Origin of the sequence: Siminovitchia sediminis (assembly GCF_042680885.1) — a bacterium.
GTDB lineage: Bacteria > Bacillota > Bacilli > Bacillales > Bacillaceae_C > Siminovitchia > Siminovitchia sediminis.
The window spans coordinates 13,245-30,433 of sequence record NZ_JBHUEO010000017.1; the positions used below are offsets into that span (position 1 = coordinate 13,245).

At 42.3% G+C, this 17,189-nt stretch carries 16 protein-coding genes and 1 pseudogene; 11 read left to right on the forward strand and 6 right to left on the reverse strand.

Annotated features, from left to right (window positions below):
- Positions 1-7 precede the first annotated feature (7 nt).
- On the forward strand, positions 8-2,290 hold the full coding sequence (locus tag ACFSCZ_RS07450) for a hydantoinase B/oxoprolinase family protein (protein WP_380773218.1): 2,283 nt from the start codon (positions 8-10) through the stop codon (positions 2,288-2,290).
- A 1-nt stretch (position 2,291) separates the two neighbouring features.
- Positions 2,292-2,792 carry an acetone carboxylase subunit gamma gene (locus ACFSCZ_RS07455; protein WP_380773219.1) on the forward strand — a complete coding sequence of 167 codons (501 nt, stop codon included), beginning with the start codon at positions 2,292-2,294 and terminating at the stop codon, positions 2,790-2,792.
- A gap of 108 nt (positions 2,793-2,900) precedes the next feature.
- Here ACFSCZ_RS07455 and ACFSCZ_RS07460 read toward each other — a convergent pair whose 3' ends face one another.
- Complete coding sequence (locus ACFSCZ_RS07460) at positions 2,901-4,844, reverse strand: sigma-54-dependent Fis family transcriptional regulator (protein ID WP_380773221.1); 1,944 nt, start codon at positions 4,842-4,844, stop codon at positions 2,901-2,903.
- A 513-nt stretch (positions 4,845-5,357) separates the two neighbouring features.
- Between ACFSCZ_RS07460 and proB the strand changes: the two genes are divergently transcribed.
- From proB to ACFSCZ_RS07490, 6 genes are all read left to right on the forward strand, one after another.
- Positions 5,358-6,461, forward strand: a complete 1,104-nt coding sequence (gene proB, locus ACFSCZ_RS07465) for a glutamate 5-kinase (protein WP_380773222.1) — start codon at positions 5,358-5,360, stop codon at positions 6,459-6,461.
- 33 nt (positions 6,462-6,494) lie between these two features.
- A complete protein-coding gene (locus ACFSCZ_RS07470) occupies positions 6,495-7,763 on the forward strand; it encodes a glutamate-5-semialdehyde dehydrogenase (RefSeq protein ID WP_380773223.1) in 1,269 nt (422 codons plus the stop codon).
- A gap of 50 nt (positions 7,764-7,813) precedes the next feature.
- A complete protein-coding gene (locus ACFSCZ_RS07475; RefSeq protein ID WP_380773224.1) occupies positions 7,814-8,884 on the forward strand; it encodes a branched-chain amino acid aminotransferase in 1,071 nt (356 codons plus the stop codon).
- 75 nt (positions 8,885-8,959) lie between these two features.
- A complete protein-coding gene (locus ACFSCZ_RS07480) occupies positions 8,960-9,472 on the forward strand; it encodes a mismatch-specific DNA-glycosylase (protein ID WP_380773225.1) in 513 nt (170 codons plus the stop codon).
- A gap of 52 nt (positions 9,473-9,524) precedes the next feature.
- Positions 9,525-9,875, forward strand: coding sequence for an ASCH domain-containing protein (locus ACFSCZ_RS07485; RefSeq protein WP_380773226.1), 351 nt, complete (start codon positions 9,525-9,527; stop codon positions 9,873-9,875).
- A gap of 852 nt (positions 9,876-10,727) precedes the next feature.
- A complete protein-coding gene (locus tag ACFSCZ_RS07490; RefSeq protein WP_380773227.1) occupies positions 10,728-11,345 on the forward strand; it encodes a YitT family protein in 618 nt (205 codons plus the stop codon).
- 6 nt (positions 11,346-11,351) lie between these two features.
- Here ACFSCZ_RS07490 and ACFSCZ_RS07495 read toward each other — a convergent pair whose 3' ends face one another.
- Together ACFSCZ_RS07495 and ACFSCZ_RS07500 are read right to left on the reverse strand one after the other, a co-directional pair.
- On the reverse strand, positions 11,352-11,894 hold the full coding sequence (locus tag ACFSCZ_RS07495) for a histidine phosphatase family protein (RefSeq protein ID WP_380773229.1): 543 nt from the start codon (positions 11,892-11,894) through the stop codon (positions 11,352-11,354).
- Positions 11,851-12,666 (reverse strand): annotated as a pseudogene (locus tag ACFSCZ_RS07500) (phosphosulfolactate synthase). Before ACFSCZ_RS07500 ends, ACFSCZ_RS07495 begins: the two are co-directional and overlap by 44 nt.
- 155 nt (positions 12,667-12,821) lie before the next feature.
- Between ACFSCZ_RS07500 and ACFSCZ_RS07505 the strand changes: the two are divergent.
- Both ACFSCZ_RS07505 and ACFSCZ_RS07510 read left to right on the forward strand, forming a co-directional pair.
- On the forward strand, positions 12,822-14,042 hold the full coding sequence (locus ACFSCZ_RS07505) for an MFS transporter (RefSeq protein ID WP_380773332.1): 1,221 nt from the start codon (positions 12,822-12,824) through the stop codon (positions 14,040-14,042).
- Positions 14,043-14,056: 14 nt separating this feature from the next.
- Positions 14,057-14,401: a hypothetical protein gene (locus ACFSCZ_RS07510; protein WP_380773230.1), complete on the forward strand. Its 345-nt coding sequence runs from the start codon at positions 14,057-14,059 to the stop codon at positions 14,399-14,401.
- Positions 14,402-14,546: 145 nt separating this feature from the next.
- On the opposite strand, the gene ACFSCZ_RS07515 is transcribed toward ACFSCZ_RS07510, so the two are convergent.
- A complete protein-coding gene (locus ACFSCZ_RS07515; protein ID WP_380773231.1) occupies positions 14,547-14,822 on the reverse strand; it encodes a YciI family protein in 276 nt (91 codons plus the stop codon).
- Between the two features lie 66 nt (positions 14,823-14,888).
- Between ACFSCZ_RS07515 and ACFSCZ_RS07520 the strand changes: the two genes are divergently transcribed.
- Entirely contained in the window at positions 14,889-15,647 is a 759-nt protein-coding gene (locus ACFSCZ_RS07520) for an alpha/beta fold hydrolase (RefSeq protein ID WP_380773233.1), read from the forward strand.
- A gap of 124 nt (positions 15,648-15,771) precedes the next feature.
- Here the strand turns inward: ACFSCZ_RS07520 and ACFSCZ_RS07525 are convergent, their stop codons facing one another.
- On the reverse strand, positions 15,772-15,969 hold the full coding sequence (locus tag ACFSCZ_RS07525) for a cysteine-rich CWC family protein (protein ID WP_380773234.1): 198 nt from the start codon (positions 15,967-15,969) through the stop codon (positions 15,772-15,774).
- A gap of 3 nt (positions 15,970-15,972) precedes the next feature.
- Entirely contained in the window at positions 15,973-17,151 is a 1,179-nt protein-coding gene (locus tag ACFSCZ_RS07530) for an MFS transporter (RefSeq protein WP_380773333.1), read from the reverse strand.
- Positions 17,152-17,189: the final 38 nt, after the last annotated feature.

The following is a 17,189-nucleotide window of genomic DNA, read 5'->3' on the forward strand; positions in this document are numbered from 1 at the left end:
TCTTATCTTGGCGAAAGCGTTAGATCAAGTTACACAAACAAAGAAACCCATTGGCTGGGACGGAAAGACCTTAAAGCAAATGCGGCAGGAAATGACAGAAATCAGCAGGGAAACCGGGCATTATGCAGGGTTGACTTCCTTGCCCTTAAAAGAGTCGGACCCGATCCGGTTTGAAAAAATATTTTCCAAGCTTCGCGGTGGGGTAGTACATGCCAGAGAGACCGCCAAAAAAGTGGCTGCATCTCCAATTGTTGAACAGGAAGGCGAGTTATGCTTCAGTTTATATTCACCCGAAGCTGATTCGATTGTTACTTCGACAGGGATTATTATCCATGTGGGCACCATGGGGGCCGCCATAAAATTTATGATCGAAAATGATTACGAAGAAAATCCGGGTATCGCGGATAAAGATATTTTTTGTAACAACGACAACCATGTCGGAAATGTACACACATGTGACGTCCATACTCTCGTTCCTATTTTTTGGGAAGATGAAATTGTTGGCTGGGTAGGCGGTGTGACCCACGTTATTGATACAGGAGCGGCAGCTCCAGGAAGCATGCCGATGGGGCCTGTTCAAAGATATGATGACGGCTATCAGGTTACGTGCCGGAAAATTGGACAAAATGATACGTTGTCCAAAGACTGGCTGCTGGAAAGCACTCGTTCTGTCCGGGCCGTTAAATATTGGACACTTGATGAAAAAACGCGTGTTGCAGGCTGTCACATGATCCGAGATCTTGTGCTTGATGTGATTAAAGAAGAAGGCGTTGATACGTACAAGCAGTTTATCCGTGAAATTATTGAAGACGGCCGGCGCGGATTTGTAAATCAGGTCAAAACGATGTTGATTCCAGGAAAGTATCGCCAAGTTTCCTTCAGTGATGTCCAATTTAAAGGACTGGATCTGCCAAAGTTTGCCCAAACAGATACAATCATGCATTCCCCATCAGAAATTACGGTCCATAAAGATGCCAAACTGGAGATCGATTTTGAAGGAGCAAGCAGGTGGGGGTGGCATCCATTTAATGCAACTCCCGTCTCGATGACCAGCGGAATATGGGTCATGCTCTCGCAGACTCTTGTACCGAATGACCGGATCAATGACGGTGCCTATTACGCAAGTAAATTTGGAACACCGTTGGGTTCATGGCTGAACCCGGATGATATCCGTTCTGCACACTCCAATACATGGCATGCGCTTGTGGCGGCGTGGTCTCCGCTTTGGCGAGGACTCAGCCGGGCATATTACGGCCGGGGCTATCTGGAGGAAGTCAATGCAGGTAATGCCCACACCTCAAACTGGCTGATGGGCGGAGGAATTGACCAATACGGGAGTCTGTCTGCATTAAATAGTTTCGAAACAGCTGCTTGCGGAGTCGGGGCAAGTGCTGTACAAGACGGCATCAGCCATACAGCTGCTCTCTGGAACCCGGAAGGCGACATGGGGGATATGGAAATTTGGGAGCTTTTGGAGCCGCTTGTTTATATGGGAAGAGAAATACTTCCGGGTTCCGGAGGTGCAGGAAAATACCGCGGCGGAAACGGCTGGCAGTCCCTCCGGCTTGGATGGGGTGCCAAAGAGTGGACGATGTTCGTTGCAGGTGCAGGTGTTATGGCAACCGACTGCGGACTTATGGGAGGCTACCCAGCGTCAGCCGGCTATCGTTTTACTGCAAACCATACAAATATTAAAGAAAGAATAGAAAAGAGACTCCCGCTTCCTCTTGGTGGAGATACAGATCCGGATCACCCTCAATACGAAGAGAATATGGAAGCAGAAGTCATTTATCGTGACAGACAGACCTGTTCAACTCAAGAGGAGTTTGGGGATTATGATTTGATCATGAACTACCTCCGTGGAGGTCCGGGTTTCGGGGATCCTATCGAACGGAAGCCAAAAGATGTAGAAACAGATTTAAATGAAAGGTATATTCTCCCGCGATACGCGGAAAAAGTTTTCGGATGTGTATTTACAGAAGAAAACGGCGTATATGCGGTCGACGTGAAGGCTACAGAGGAAAGACGGAAACAAATTCGAAAAGAACGCTTGAAGAGAAGCAAGCCTGCCAAACAATGGCTCAAAGAAGAGAAACAAAATATTCTCAATAAAAAGGCTTCCAAGCAAGTTCAAAATATGTTCGCAGAAAGCTTTGCCTTGAGCGAAAAGTTCACAAATGAATTTAAAGAATTCTGGAACTTGCCGGAAGACTGGATGATTTATGAGGAAGACCTGAATATGCCTAAGCTTGGAAGACATATCAATCGTTTTAAGACAGGGGTGAAATAAAATGGCGAAATACGATAAAAAAATGATCGGAGAATTAATAGACGGTAATCTTGAGTTTTATCAATTAAAAAATATGATGTCCTCCCATAAAGATAAAGAGCGGTTTGAAATTTATTTAAGTGTACTGCAGGACAGAGTACCATGGGATGATCCGATTCTTCTGCCGATCGGCGAGCATCTTTACATTGTCCAAAAGGAAAGTGGAGATCGCATTGTAAAATGCGACTGCGGACATGAATTCTGTGATTACAAAGACAACTGGAAATTGCATGCTAATATTTTTGTCCGGGATACGGAAGAAAAAATGAATGAAGTTTATCCCAAATTAATGTCACCTGACCCCGAGTGGCAAGTATTAAGAGAATATTATTGTCCGGGGTGCGCTTCGCAGCTTGAAGTGGAGGCTGTGACTCCATGGTACCCGGTTCTTAAAGATTTTGATCCCGATATTGATACATTTTATAATGAATGGCTGCAAATTCCATTGCCGGGAAAAGCATAAAGAAAAAAGACGGCGGATGAAAAACCGCCGTCTTTTTTGTCTTTCAAAAGAAATAGCAGATGCTTTAGGTGAAATGAACCCGCTTCCTGTTAGAGATATATTTTTATTCTATACTGTTTCCAATTGATATTTCTCCAGTTTTCGATAAAGTGTTGTCCTGGCAATATTGCATTGTCTGGCAACTTCTGAAAGATTTCCGCCGGTTGAAATAAGAAGCTCTTTTATTTTTTTCTTTTCTTCCAGCTCCAACAAACTGAGAGATTGGCCTGCATGAAGATTTTCATGGGCTTGATCCCGGCTGAACATTTGCAGGGATACAGGCAAGTCTTCCAGTGTAATATGGTGGTTCTCGCAAAAAAGCACAGCATGTTCTATCGTGTTCGTAAGTTCCCTTATGTTGCCCGGCCACGAATATTCATTCAGCAAGGACAGAACATCTTTGGCGATGGTTGGTACCGGCTTTTGGTGTTTATGTGCGTATTGGATGATGTAATGCCTTGTTAACAGCGGAATATCCTCTCTTCTTTCTCTCAGTGCAGGCATGTTTAATTCTACAACATTCAGTCTATAGTATAAATCCTCACGGAATGTTCCGTTGGCTATACATTCTTTAAGGTCCTTATTGGTTGCTGCAATGATTCTGACATCAACCGGGATGGGGCGGGAACCTCCTAGTTTTACAATTTCTTTCTCTTGCAGTACCCTCAGAAGGTGGACCTGTAAATCCATCGGCATTTCACCAATTTCATCCAATAACAAAGTCCCCCCATCGGCTTCTTCAAATGTTCCCTTTTTTCCCTTGGGACTGCCTCCGGTAAAAGCTCCTTCTTCGTAACCGAACAGCTCACTTGCTATCAGGTCTTTTGGTATCGCACCGCAATTGATGGCAATAAATGGCTTGGAGCTCCGCGTGCTCTCTTTATGAATCGCTCTTGCGAACACCTCTTTCCCTGTACCGCTTTCACCGGTAAGCAGGATCGGGATATTGGCAGGTGCGGCAATCTTAGCTTTGGAGATGATCTGATTCATGTGCCGGGAATTTCCAATAATCCGGCCCCAATATGTAAAATTTCTGACTTGCCTTGTTTTATCCAAATGGAGAAGGTAACCGATTCTATCTTGTCCATCCGTAATGATCTGGATAAATACTTTGAGTTGAAGAGAGGGTACATCCAATTCCCATTCCAGCTCGTCACTTGTCAACAACGAATTACGAATATGCTGAAATTCCGGATGGGAGGCAAGCTCTCTCCATTCATGTATACGAAGCATTTCAAGGCATTTTGGATGGGCGTGTATAACATTCAGCATATCGTCAAACAGCACAATCGAATCAGATTTCCAACTGCTGACGAATCGTTCATAAAACTCTTGGATAAGCATCCGATGTTTAATAGAATAGTTTTTTAGATTGTATTGAATCATGTGGGCGATATTTTGCACAATACTGAGCGAGTGAGGCTGAGCTAAGTGACTCGGACCTGTCAGATCAATTACACCAAGTAATTGGCCTGTGAAAGGGTCTTTGATGGGAGCTGCAGAGCAAATCCATGGATGAACACCTTCACAGAAATGTTCATAAGAAAAGATTTGAATGGGATGGCCTACGGCCAAGGAAGTCCCAATGGCGTTGGATCCCGCAGCTTTTTCGCTCCAGTCAGAGCCGGGAACAAAATGCATGTCTTCTGCTTGATTTCTAATGTGGTGATCTCCTTCTAAATGAAGGATCCTTCCTTTTTCATCTGCCAAAGTGATTAAATGCCCTGTCCCACTAATCTGTCTTTGCAAATTTTGAATAATCGGGAGCGCAGCATCATACATTTTTGAGTCGGTAATGGTATCTGACAGTTTGTGCTCATCCAACGGTATGATGGTCTGTTTTTGAAGAGGGTCTACAGCATATTGCCTGCAACGCTTCCATGAATGGTAGATAGACGATCGAATTTTACTGGGTTTTTGTTTTTCGGTGATGAATTGATCCCACTCTGATGCCAACTCTTTCATTCTCATGTGTAGATTGTCTGCAGAATGAACAGCCAGGTATGACGTCACCGTTGCATGTCCTCCTTATCTAATTATATTTACCAATCAGTACACGACAATTTCGGCAAGGACAATGCAGTCTTGGCATGGGAGCATTTATCTTTCCTTATTATATTTTAAATATTCAGGCTGGTCAAACAACTTAAGTCCTTTTTTAATGAAATGATACGAGAAATTTTGTTTTCGGTATAAGAAGCCCAAAACCTTGACAAAACCGTGTTTTTTTTCGATAATCAAATTATGAACATTGAACGCAGACAGAGGACCAGTAAACAGACCTTTTTGTGAAAGAGAGCGGAATTTCCAAGCTGAAAGATTTCGCCACTAAAAGCTGTTGAACCTGCCTCTTGAGTCCCATGCCAAAACATGGGCGCTTCCTGGCGTTATCAGGCTAAAGCGGGGTGTCATTACACCCAAAATAATGGTGGTACCGCGGAAGCAGCGCTCTTTCGTCCTTATGCAAGGATGGGGGGGCTATTTTCATTTTTAGTGAGTCATGTAACATCAATAGGAGACAGAACTATGAGAAAAAAAAGGATCGTTGTGAAAATTGGCAGCAGTTCCTTAACGAATGATAAAGGGGAAATTGACCAGGATAAATTTGATGATCATGTCCAAGCTCTGGCTGCTCTTAAGGAAGCAAACCACGAGGTTATCCTTGTATCATCCGGGGCAGTTGCGGCAGGATTCAGAAGCCTGGGATACCCGACCCGTCCGGTAACCGTCAAAGGCAGGCAAGCGGCAGCTGCTGTGGGACAAAGTTTACTGATCCAGTCTTACACGGATAAACTGAGTGAATTTCAGATTATACCTGCTCAAATTCTGCTGACCCGGGGGGACTTCTCTGACCGGTCCCGGTATCGAAATGCCTTTGCGACCATAAGTGAACTTCTTGACAGGGGTTTGCTGCCGATTATCAATGAAAATGATACTGTTGCCGTGGATGAGTTAACATTTGGAGACAATGATATGCTCTCCGCTCTGGTCAGCGGCTTTATACACGCAGACATGTTGATGATTCTAACCGATATCAATGGTCTATACGATTCCAACCCGCATACAAATCCTTCGGCAAAAAGATTTGATTATTTAGAAGGAATTTCGAATGAGATGCTTGAACTTGCCGGTGATTCCGGTTCCAAAGTTGGGACAGGCGGAATGAAATCGAAGCTGCTTGCAGCAAAGACAGCAGTTGCACTCGGAGTGCCTGTTTTTATAGGTAAGGGAAGCGGCAAAGAGAAACTGCTGGATATTATGAGGGGGAATGGCGACGGCACGTATATTGCCGAAGGAACAATGGATCCTCTCAACACAAGCAGACAGTGGATCGCGCTGCATTCCGAAACGTCAGGAAAAGTATATGTGGACCAGGGAGCGGAGGAAGCCATTTTATATAGGGGAAAAAGCCTGCTGCCAGCAGGAGTTTTTAAAGTGAATGGGAACTTCCACAAAGGTGATGTTGTCGAAGTATACGGTATAAACGGATTGTTGGGACGCGGAGAAGTTGCCTATTCCGCTCAACAATTAAAAGATTTAATAAAAAAGAGAAACAGTGAAGAGAAGAAGGAAATGTTTGTGCCGACGGTTGAAGTCATCCATCGCAATCGCTGGGTGCAGGCCAAATAACAGATGAGACAAAACCAAGGGAGGAAATTTTCTATGGATCTTAAAAATCAAACGCTTAGCGAAGTACAGGCCAAAGGGAAGGCTGCTCTATATGCAAGCAGGGAACTTGTAAACCTGACAACTGAGCAGAAAAACGAAGCGCTTGCCTATATTTCAGAACAGCTGCTTAAAGATAAGGATATGATTCTTGAGGAAAACAAAAAAGACTTGGAAGATGGCCGTAAAAAGGGCCTCTCGGAAGCCATTTTGGATCGTATCATGCTTGATGATAAGCGCATACAGGATATGGCTCACGCCATCAGGCTGCTTATCGACTTGAAAGATCCAATCGGCGAAATTTTGGAAACGATAAAAAAAGAGAACGGCATGTCTATTGTAAAGAAAAGGGTTCCTCTCGGTGTCATTGGCATGATTTATGAAGCCAGGCCGAACGTAACCGTTGATGCAGCAACCCTTTCGTTAAAAACCGGGAATGCGGTGATATTAAGAGGAAGCTCATCTGCAAGTTTTTCGAATATGGCGCTTATACGGTCTATACATCAGGCACTTTATCAAAGTTCTGTTCCAAAAGATGCCATCCAGCTGATTGAAGACACAAGCAGAGAAACGGCCAAAGAGCTCTTCCGGCTAAATGAGTACTTGGATGTCTTGATTCCCCGGGGAGGCAAGCAGTTAATTGAAACAGTCGTCCGTGAATCTACCGTTCCGGTTATTGAAACCGGTGCAGGGAACTGTCATGTTTACGTAGATCAATCCGCAGAGAAACAAATGGCTGAAAGTATTGTGTTAAATGCAAAGCTGCAGCGTCCATCCGTCTGCAATGCCATCGAAACGGTTTTGATTCAAGAAGACTGGTTTAACCAGTACGGTAAAGATCTGCTTGAAAAACTGTCACAAAACAATGTGGAAATTCACGGGGACCATAAGGTCTGTGAGATGCTGCCGGAGGCTATAGAGGCGAATGATGATGATTGGGGAACAGAATATCTCGGCTTGGCCGTCAGTGTTAAAACCGTGAAGGATGTCAATGAAGCGATTGACCATATTAATGAGTATGGTACAAAGCATTCAGAGGCTATTGTGACCGACAATGAAGAGAACGCTCAAAAATTCCTGAACAGTGTGGATGCCACAACTGTCTATCATAATGTTTCTACCCGATTTACTGATGGATTTGAATTCGGATACGGTGCCGAAATTGGAATCAGTACACAAAAACTTCATGCACGCGGCCCAATGGGTCTTAACGCACTTACATCCACGAAGTTTTTCGTCACCGGAGAAGGACAAGTACGAGAATAGTGGAGATGACCTATTGGAATTAGATTAAACTAGTGAAGGGGATTTTAGTTTTGAACAATCAAATAGAGATACAACTTAGCGCCAAACGAAAAGAAAAACCGTCATTTTCCGATTTAAAATTCGGTAAAACTTATACAGACCATATGTTTATTATGGATTACTCCCGAGAAAAAGGATGGTATGACCCAAGGATCGTTCCGTATCAGCCGATTACATTAGATCCTGCAGCTACGATTTTCCACTACGGCCAAACTATTTTTGAAGGATTAAAAGCATATAAAAACGAAAATGAAGAGGTTTTTTTGTTCAGGCCGGAAGAAAACTTTAAAAGACTAAACAGGTCCAGTGTCCGGCTTTGTATTCCGGAAGTGGATGAGGATCTGGCATTGGAAGCTTTAGTTAAGCTTGTGTCCATCGATCGGGACTGGGTACCTGATGTAAAGGGAACTTCCCTGTATATTCGTCCGTTTACCATTTCGACCGAACCGAATCTTGATGTCACACCTTCACAAAAATACCGGTTTATGATCATTATGTCTCCGGTAGGCGCATTTTACAAAGAGGGTATGAATCCGGTAAAAATTGCTGTAGAAAGTGAATATGTACGAGCGGTACGAGGCGGTACAGGAAATGCGAAAACTGCCGGAAACTATGCCGCAGCCATGCTTGTACAGGAAAAGGCTAGTGCTGCCGGTTATTCTCAAGTTTTATGGCTCGATGGAAAGGAAAATAAATATATTGAAGAAGTAGGAAGCATGAACGTTTTCTTTAAAATAAACGGCGAAGTCGTAACCCCGGAATTAAGCGGCAGTATTCTAGAGGGGATTACGAGGAAATCTGTGATTGAATTATTAAAACACTGGGGTGTGCCAGTTTCCGAAAGAAGAATTTCCATGGAAGAAGTGTATGAGGCACATCAGAATGGACAGCTGGAAGAGGCGTTTGGTACCGGTACAGCCGCTGTTATATCTCCAATTGGAGAATTATTCTGGAACGGGGAAATAATATCCATCAATGACAATAAAACGGGCGAGTTGTCTTTAAAAATTTATAATACATTGACCGGAATCCAAATCGGGAAAGAGGATGATCCATTTGGATGGCGGGTAAAAGTTGAATAATAGCATAAAGAAAGGAGTCTCCCATGCGGGCGGCTCCTGTTTTCTGAAAAAGTGCGTTAATGGGGAGGCCGAACCGTGAATCCGATTCCTGACCATCTGACAAGAGGATTGAAAATCTTGTTCATTGGCTTTAATCCGAGTATACGATCCGGCGAGACAGGCCATCATTATGCCAACCCTACCAACCGTTTTTGGACGATTCTTTACAAATCAGGGCTTACTGACAGAAAATACACTTCTGAAGAAGATGCCCATTTGTTGAAGATGGGTTACGGATTTACAAATATTGTCCCAAGACCTACAAGAAACGCCCAAGAAATCACTCCTGAGGAATATAGGTCAGGAAGGGAAGAGTTGATCAGAAAGATCTCGTTTTACCGGCCCAAGGCAGCCTGTTTTGTCGGGAAAGGCGTATATCAGCAGTACAGCATGAGAAGAGAGGTACCTTGGGGAGCCCAGGAACAACCTGTCGTTCCGGGTATCATTGAATTTGTTGCCCCTTCCTCCAGTGGACTGGTACGTATGAAGGTGGAGGAAATAGCTTTGATTTATAGGCAATTAAAAACATATCTTTCTTCTGGCTCCTAGTGGCAAGTATGGTAAAATATACTTTAAAATGATAAAAGGCGGTTATATGTAAATGACTGAAAAAGATAAATTACCTCCGAAAACATGTACAATCGACCGTCTGGTGACTGTACAAAATGATGTTGAAAAAGTAATAAAAGGTGTAAAGACAGCGACGAGAAGAAATGGGCGCTATGCGGATATAGGAGAAGTTTTGGATTTAAACGGAAAAAAATTTGTCATAGAAAATGTCTATGCCCAAAAACTCGGTGAAATGACAGATAAACATGCAAAGCAGGAAGGATATCAAAGTCTGGAAGAATATAAAAAAGTCATTTTAAGCTATCACCCGGGGATGAAATGGCTGCCAGAAATGAAAGTTTGGGTGCATGAGTTCAAACCAATGAAAACCAACATTCAGTAAATGATTGTCAATTGCTGCTTTATAGTCATATTTTTAGCGCTGCTTTACCCTTTGGACACTTTTTCCTATGCAAGTCATCATTCATAAATTAAAATCCAAACAAAATGAAAAAGTCAAAAGAATATTTAGGGCTCATTCTAGACCACGGATAACATTGTAAAACACGCCGGCCGCTTGCCGGTCATCTCTGGTGTTCTGCTTGTTTATTCATCTGGATGATCTTGGTTCTGAATCATGGATTATGATCATTTTTTTGATCATGCTCAATTTCATCTTTTTTCTGGCCAGTGGCTTTAAAATATAATAAAGCAAATTAGTGAGGCTGGTCATTGCCATCAGCAGTTGGTAAAAAACTGCAGCAGTCACTATGTGCGTATATGCCGCTGATGATGATTAGGCTCTGGTTCATGGTGTCAAAACCTAAGCTGTGGTAAAAATAGTACAAGCATGTCTTCAACCAATTACAGAGTTTTGAAAATGCGAAGATGGGCGCTTAGCAGCAAGCGCCGGCTGTCATTTTTTGCAATGGACCACTCACAAATCCTTCCTGTCCAGCCGGTTACGCCCGGACCCATGCGTTCTGTACTTCGGCGGACTAAAGTTTTCACAAAACAACTTTCTATAAAATTCTGACCGAAAAAATCATCTTACCTGTATAGCGGGTAAGATGATTTTTTAATGGTTGTCGGTATATTGTTTGCGAATGGTACAGTAATTTTAGACCGTAAGGCTACTTCTGTTTTCTATAAGGATTTTGGTCTCATATATTAGGGACATCCCTACATAAAATGGACAAGGAGGGGATTTTGTGGGAACTCAATTTACTCAAGTAAAAGGCATGCGTTTTTTTCCATGAGACGATTCGTCCTCACCTATGCGTGCCTTTTTACAGGTGCTTTATTTCAAGGAATGTCCATGTCATTATTTTTGTTTCCCCATTCTATACCTTCCGGAGGGGCAGCAGGAATCGCTCTATTAATCAATCATTGGTTTGGATTATCACTGGGCTTTTCACTTTGGCTGGCAAATGTGACATTTTTATTATTTGCTTTGAATTATTTTGGCTATCGCTGGACTTTACGGACGGTTCTTTCGGTGGCTACAACATCCGCTACGATCAGCGCAATTGCATATTTTTACCCGGTTGAAGCCGGCTTTCTTCTATTCGACATGGCTGCAGGAAGCTTAATGTTTGGTCTTGGTGTCGGGTTGTTGATTCGAGCAGGGGCTTCCAGCGGCGGGATGGTGATACCTGCTCTTATGATTGCTTTTCATAAAAATTGGAGTCCGGGAAAAGTAATGATGGGTATTAATTTGTTTATATTTCTTCTCACATCGGTGGTGATTGATTACAAAATTGTCATTTTGGCGATTATATGCCAATTTCTTTCCACAAATGTAATTGATTTTATATATCAACTCCAATTTCATAAGGTCACTTCGCTGGCTGTCGGCTGGAGAAAAAAATAAGGGAGATCAGCGTTGATCCGGAAACGCCTGTATCGTCAGGCACTCATTGTTGTGAAGCTTACGCCGGTTCATTTGATTAATATTCCCGTTCTCAACAAGGGACAACGCAGCCCGAATCCATGCCCCGTGACCAAAAACCAAAAGGTTTGAGAGACTTTTGTATTTTTGAAAAAAATCCCTGATTCTATTTTCCAATTGGCAGACAGGCTCACCAAGGGTAAGGGAACTCGGATCATTGAACCATTCATGCTTCCATGCGCAGATCATTTGTTCTTTTGGCACCCCTTCAAATTGGCCAAAATCCAATTCATCCAGCAATGGTTCTATCTCCGGGTCATATCCATATAATCTTGCTGTCTGTTGTGTCCTTTGGAGTGTGCTGGCTACAACTGCTTCAAAGGGGGGCAGCTTTTCCAGGTGTTTTTTATTCATTTGAATTTGTTTTATGTCAGTCTCAGTCACGTTAGAAATAGGAATATCGCGCCTGCCCTGCAGCCATGTTTTTTTATTCCACTGGGTGGGCAAATGTCTTATAAACGTAATCTGCATTTTTTTCCTCCAGAAAAAACGTTTCACACCTTAATCCGCATCTCTGGGATTCTAATATAAGAATATCCGAGAGTTTTACATTTCCTAAATTAACATTGGGACCAATCGTATTAATAAAGTACATTTGATGCTTTGGAAGGGGTGCTTCAAAAATAATTTTACGATTATCCACTTCCTTTAGCAATTCTTCCACCAATTTGGATTTAATCTGTCCGCTTTTCTCGTAAATGCCCGAAGTTCCCGAATCTCTGCCTTCCGTAATCACGTATTGACAGCCGGCCTTTAATAATTTCTTAATTTCATCTACCCAATCAGCAGTGGACATGAACTTTGTGGAATCTTTGGAACCTACTTCGGCAATAACATGAAACTCCTTTTTTAATCGGGAAACTAACTCGATTCGCTCATGTAACGAAATGTCCACTGTACCGTTCGACACTTCAATTCATTCAATGCCCAACCCCTTTAAAAAGTTTGTATACTCTTTTAATTTGTTTTGAAAGTACGCTTTTTCAAATAAGGTACCACCGCAGTATGGTTTAATATTAAACTTTTTGTAAAGATTGACTTTTGTTTCCAAATTTGGGGTGACATAAGCAGAGCCGATTCCCAACTTGGCAATATCAATCAAATGGCTGTAATCCAACAAAATATGTTCAAGTTCCTTTACAGGGATGCCAAAATCGACAACTGATGTGATGCCATAACTTCTGCTGCCTGTTGTTCTCTCGGGTAAGTCCAGAAACTTCATATGGATAACCGCCTCCTCCATTTTCTAGGAATAGACTATTCAAATTTTTAACATGAGTGCTTTTTTACATGACGATTTGAAGGTTTTGTATAAAAGGTTGAGCATCCCGGCAAAATATAAAGGTCTAAACACTGTGGATCGGAGGGAAAAAGTTGCCGAAGCAAAAAAATAAAGGGATGACGATCACAGCCATTGCTTCAATCCCATTAATTTTAGTATTGGGGAACTCCATGCTTATCCCCATTTTGCCTAAAATGAAGAGTGAGTTTGATGTATCCCAGTTTAAAATCAGCCTGGTCATCACCGTGTTCTCTATGGCTGCCGCCATATCCATCCCGATATTGGGCTATCTTTCCGATCGCTTTTCCCGTAAGGCCATTATCATTCCGGCTCTCAGTTTATATGGAGCAGGGGGTGTATTGGCCGGAGCAGCTTCCGCGTGGTTTGCTGATCCTTATGTATGGGTTTTGGCAGGCAGGATCATGCAGGGAATAGGAGCTGCCGGTACAGCCCCCATTGCGATGGCTCTTACAGGAGATTTATTTAAAGGGGGAGAACAGAGCAAAGTTTTGGGCCTGGTGGAAGCCTCCAACGGTTTCGGAAAAGTCATCAGCCCCATATTGGGTTCATTGCTGGCTTTACTGATCTGGTATGCAGTTTTCTTTGCCTTTCCTATATTTTGCATTATCTCGATCTTATTAACGATATTTTTTGTAAGGGAAAAGAAGAAAAAAGAGGAGCCGCCAACTGTCGGAAATTATCTAAAAGGTCTTGGTTCTGTTTTTAAAACGGAAGGACGCTGGCTGCTCGTTGCCTATTTTACCGGGGCTGCCTGCTTATTTACATTGTTTGGCATTTTATTTTATATTTCAGATATTCTTGAAAAAGACCATCAGATTGATGGGATCCTAAAAGGGGGGATCCTTGCTATCCCGCTTCTGTTTATGACTGTTACATCCTACTTCACTGGGAGTAAAATCGGAAAAAATATGAAGCTTATGAAGAGAGTCATACTCATAGGACTTTTCCTGATGACAGCTTCTTTTTCCGCTTTAACATTTTTTACGGGTTTGGTTCCCTTTTTTTCAGTTCTCGTGTTCAGCAGTATAGGGACCGGATTGGTTCTCCCCTGTATTAACAGCTTTATTACCGGGGCCGTTTCTGCTGAAAAGCGCGGCTTTGTTACGTCGTTATATGGGTCAGTCAGATTTCTTGGTGTAGCCATTGGTCCCCCTGTATTTAGCGCATTGATGGAGTGGTCCAGAGCCGGAATGTTTCTGACAACCGCAGGAATTACGTTCTTGGCACTTCTCCTATGTTTATTTTTTATCCGGGTTGTAAAAAAAGGGTCGGAAAAAGGGACAGATTCATTGTTTGAGCAATTAAAGTTCACGTAAAGGAGAAAATACCATTGGAAATTTATTTTTCACCGGAAGTAATCAATCCGCATTTTCAGCTGTTAAACATTGTTGATTCAAAAGGAAAAGCAGTAGGGAATGTTGCTTTTTTATTTGATGATAAAAAATTATATGTCCACGGTCTTCTGGAGGAAAAGGGAGTCGAAGCTGATTTCAAGGATTTGGTTACACCCTACTTAAAAGGGCTGTCCAAAGCAAAAGAGGATGTAGAAATTTACTCCTGCCTGTATTCAGGCTGTGAAAAGATTGATATTAATGGGGAGGAAGAGGGAGGAAACAAAAAAGGCAGTCTCCCTATCCAAGTACGATATGCAAGGACTGTGCCCGATCATGCATAGTCCTTTTTCAGATTGTCCAGTTGTCAAAGTTGTCACTTTTTAACCAATGGAGGAAACACAAAGGAATGCCTTATTGAAATTACCATGTTTTGCTCGCCTGTCAGGAATTTTATAACCGGATAAATGGTATTCAACGGATATAAAATTAGCCTTTAGCGAGAGTTGTTGAGCATTTCCACTCCTTTAAAATAAACTCACGTGTTTGATGGATGGCCGCCGGGTCATGGTCTGCAATTTGCTGTGCTTCTTCCATAGACTTTACTCCAAAAATGATCAGACCGCCGGAATGATCAAGAAAAGGACCTTTAGCCAGTATCTTCCCCTTTTCGATCTGTTTATTGAGATATTCAATATGATCCTTCAATATCTTGGCGTCTTTCTCCTTGTCAATGGTTTTCATCATTGCAACAATATAATTCATAGGTACATCTCCTTTTTTGTTTTATCATAACATAATTTTGAGTATTTAAATAAGAAAGGTGCGGATTTGATTATGTTTTATCGTGAATGGGGCAGCAGAGACCGGCCGTTGATGATATTTTTGCATGGCGGAGGTGCAGCAGGCTGGATGTGGGATCATCAGGTTCAATATTTTCATGACTATCACTGCATTGTTCCTGATCTTCCGAAACATGGAAAGAGTAGGGAAGAGAAGGAGTTTTCCATCATTTCCAGTGCGGAGAAGGTTATTGAATTAATAAACGAAAAAGGAAAGGGGAAAAAGATCATTATTATAGGTTTTTCTCTGGGTGCACAAATTGCTTTGCAAATCCTTTCTGAAGAACCTGAATTCATTCATTATGCTATGATAAACAGTGCTTTGGCCGATCCCATTCCTTTGGGTATACAAATGTTGGAACCATGGGTTACACTTTTATTTCCATTAACCCGATCGAGGGCTTTTTCACGGCTCCAATCAAAAGTATTGTACATCCATGATGACGACTTTGAAAAGTATTTCCACGATACAAGTCAGATGGAAAAGGAAACCCTGCTCCGAATACTACAAGAGAACATGTCATTTGTCATTCCAGATACGTTTAAGCATGCTACCGCCAACATACTGATTACGGTTGGAGAAAAAGAAAATCATTGGATGAAACAATCTGCCAAAAAAATTTCCCAAAGCAATCCAAACTGCCAAGGGCTGATGATCGGCGGAGTTGGACATGGGTTTCCATTGGCCAAACCAGCCCTTTTTCATAAAATGGCCAGAGATTGGATAGAGGGCAGGGGATTACTGTGAACAACCGTTTAAATACTATTCCTTTATACAAAAAGGCCTTCCCGGGTATATAAGCGATCGTGCTGTGTGTTATGGATATAGATTTATTCACGCGCTGCTGTTTACTATAATAATATTATGTAAATTATTCATATTGTTTTTTAATGTCTGCCATACATTCTTTGCATACACAAGTTTTATACAAGTGATCCTTTGGTACGTGTTCAAAAAGTTTTTGAGGAAACGATTCTTTTGCACACCAGCAGTTCGGAAAATTTTTGTCGGGAGAATAGTGACATGGATGAATGTTTTTGCAGATCGGGCACGTTTGCTCATTCAGCATTCTTTAATCACCTGCCGTATTTTTTGTTTCAGAAACTTTGAGCCAAATGCCTCCGGCACATACAGCAGCCGCCAAGAGGGCAAAAGGGATAGTATAACCATTCAATTGGTCAACCAACAAACCAAAAAGCGCTGGTGACGCAACAATAAAAATTTGATTCAGTGTTAACGCAAAGCTGACCGTTAAGGCAATAAAGCGAGTATCTGATCTCTCAGCCACCAAGACGATAAATAAGCTGTACCAACCAAATCCAAAAAATCCGTGGATCAAACAAAGTGTTCCGATGATCCAGACAGGTAAGTGGGCGTGGGACAAAATGAATCCAAGAATACATAAAGCTGCAGACCATGCCGTTATCTGAAGGGGCTTTCCGCGGTCACCATGAAAAATGGTATCACTGACCCATGCCAATAAGATTCTTCCTAAAATACCGCCAAACAAAGCCAGACTCATAAAAACGCCTGCCTGGCTGAGTCCGACATGAATGACATTTGTTAAATATCCCATCAAATGAGCAATCGTAATAAGTTGTACAGAGACCATGGCCACGCCAATAAAAAATACTGGATAGAGCTGCGTGTTATTTTTGATCCGAATGATTTTTTCTTTGAATGGGAGCTCTTGTCTCCTTTTGTATTCTTTCGTTTTATTTTTATATAATATAAGAAAGACCAGTCCTCCTATCACGGCTATTCCCCCCTGAACCAAAACCGCAGGAGGCAAACCGTATTGGAAGAAAATAAAGGGGAGCAGCGCAGCTGCCAAGGCGCCTCCCAGCGGAATTCCGGTCTGTCTGATTCCCATGGCAAGGCCGCGGTTCCTGTCAGGGAACCACTTGACGATGGCACTGCTTCCTCCGGGCTGAGCCGTGCCATACCAGATGCCGGCAAACAATAAATTGATCAATAAAACTATGTAACTATGAATGAAATAGGAGACAAGTATATGGAATCCAAGTAGGATAGATCCTATCCCTACAACCCACTTTTCACCATATTTATCCATTAAGTTCCCAAAAATGATCAAGGAGAAAATGGGACCGATGTTTACAGCAGATACGATCAAACCTGTTTCAAATTGTGATAAATTGTAGGAAGTCTGGTAAAGAGCTGCCATGGGGCCCATTCCAAATGTAACAAAAGCGGCGGTTGTCTGTGCAACGGTAGCAACAACCAGCACCATCCATTGATAATAATTTTTTTTCTCTACTTGTAACGTTT

Bases quoted from the DNA above. Each gene is read 5' to 3' on its own strand.
- ACFSCZ_RS07525 (WP_380773234.1), bottom strand. From the start codon at position 15,969: ATGCTGAATGAGCAAACGTGCCCGATCTGCAAAAACATTCATCCATGT.
- ACFSCZ_RS07515 (WP_380773231.1), bottom strand. From the start codon at position 14,822: ATGAATTATATTGTTGCAATGATGAAAACCATTGACAAGGAGAAAGAC.
- proB (WP_380773222.1), top strand. From the start codon at position 5,358: ATGAGAAAAAAAAGGATCGTTGTGAAAATTGGCAGCAGTTCCTTAACG.
- ACFSCZ_RS07530 (WP_380773333.1), bottom strand. From the start codon at position 17,151: ATGGTGCTGGTTGTTGCTACCGTTGCACAGACAACCGCCGCTTTTGTT.
- ACFSCZ_RS07470 (WP_380773223.1), top strand. From the start codon at position 6,495: ATGGATCTTAAAAATCAAACGCTTAGCGAAGTACAGGCCAAAGGGAAG.
- ACFSCZ_RS07485 (WP_380773226.1), top strand. From the start codon at position 9,525: ATGACTGAAAAAGATAAATTACCTCCGAAAACATGTACAATCGACCGT.
- ACFSCZ_RS07495 (WP_380773229.1), bottom strand. From the start codon at position 11,894: ATGCAGATTACGTTTATAAGACATTTGCCCACCCAGTGGAATAAAAAA.
- ACFSCZ_RS07455 (WP_380773219.1), top strand. From the start codon at position 2,292: ATGGCGAAATACGATAAAAAAATGATCGGAGAATTAATAGACGGTAAT.
- ACFSCZ_RS07490 (WP_380773227.1), top strand. From the start codon at position 10,728: ATGAGACGATTCGTCCTCACCTATGCGTGCCTTTTTACAGGTGCTTTA.
- ACFSCZ_RS07505 (WP_380773332.1), top strand. From the start codon at position 12,822: ATGACGATCACAGCCATTGCTTCAATCCCATTAATTTTAGTATTGGGG.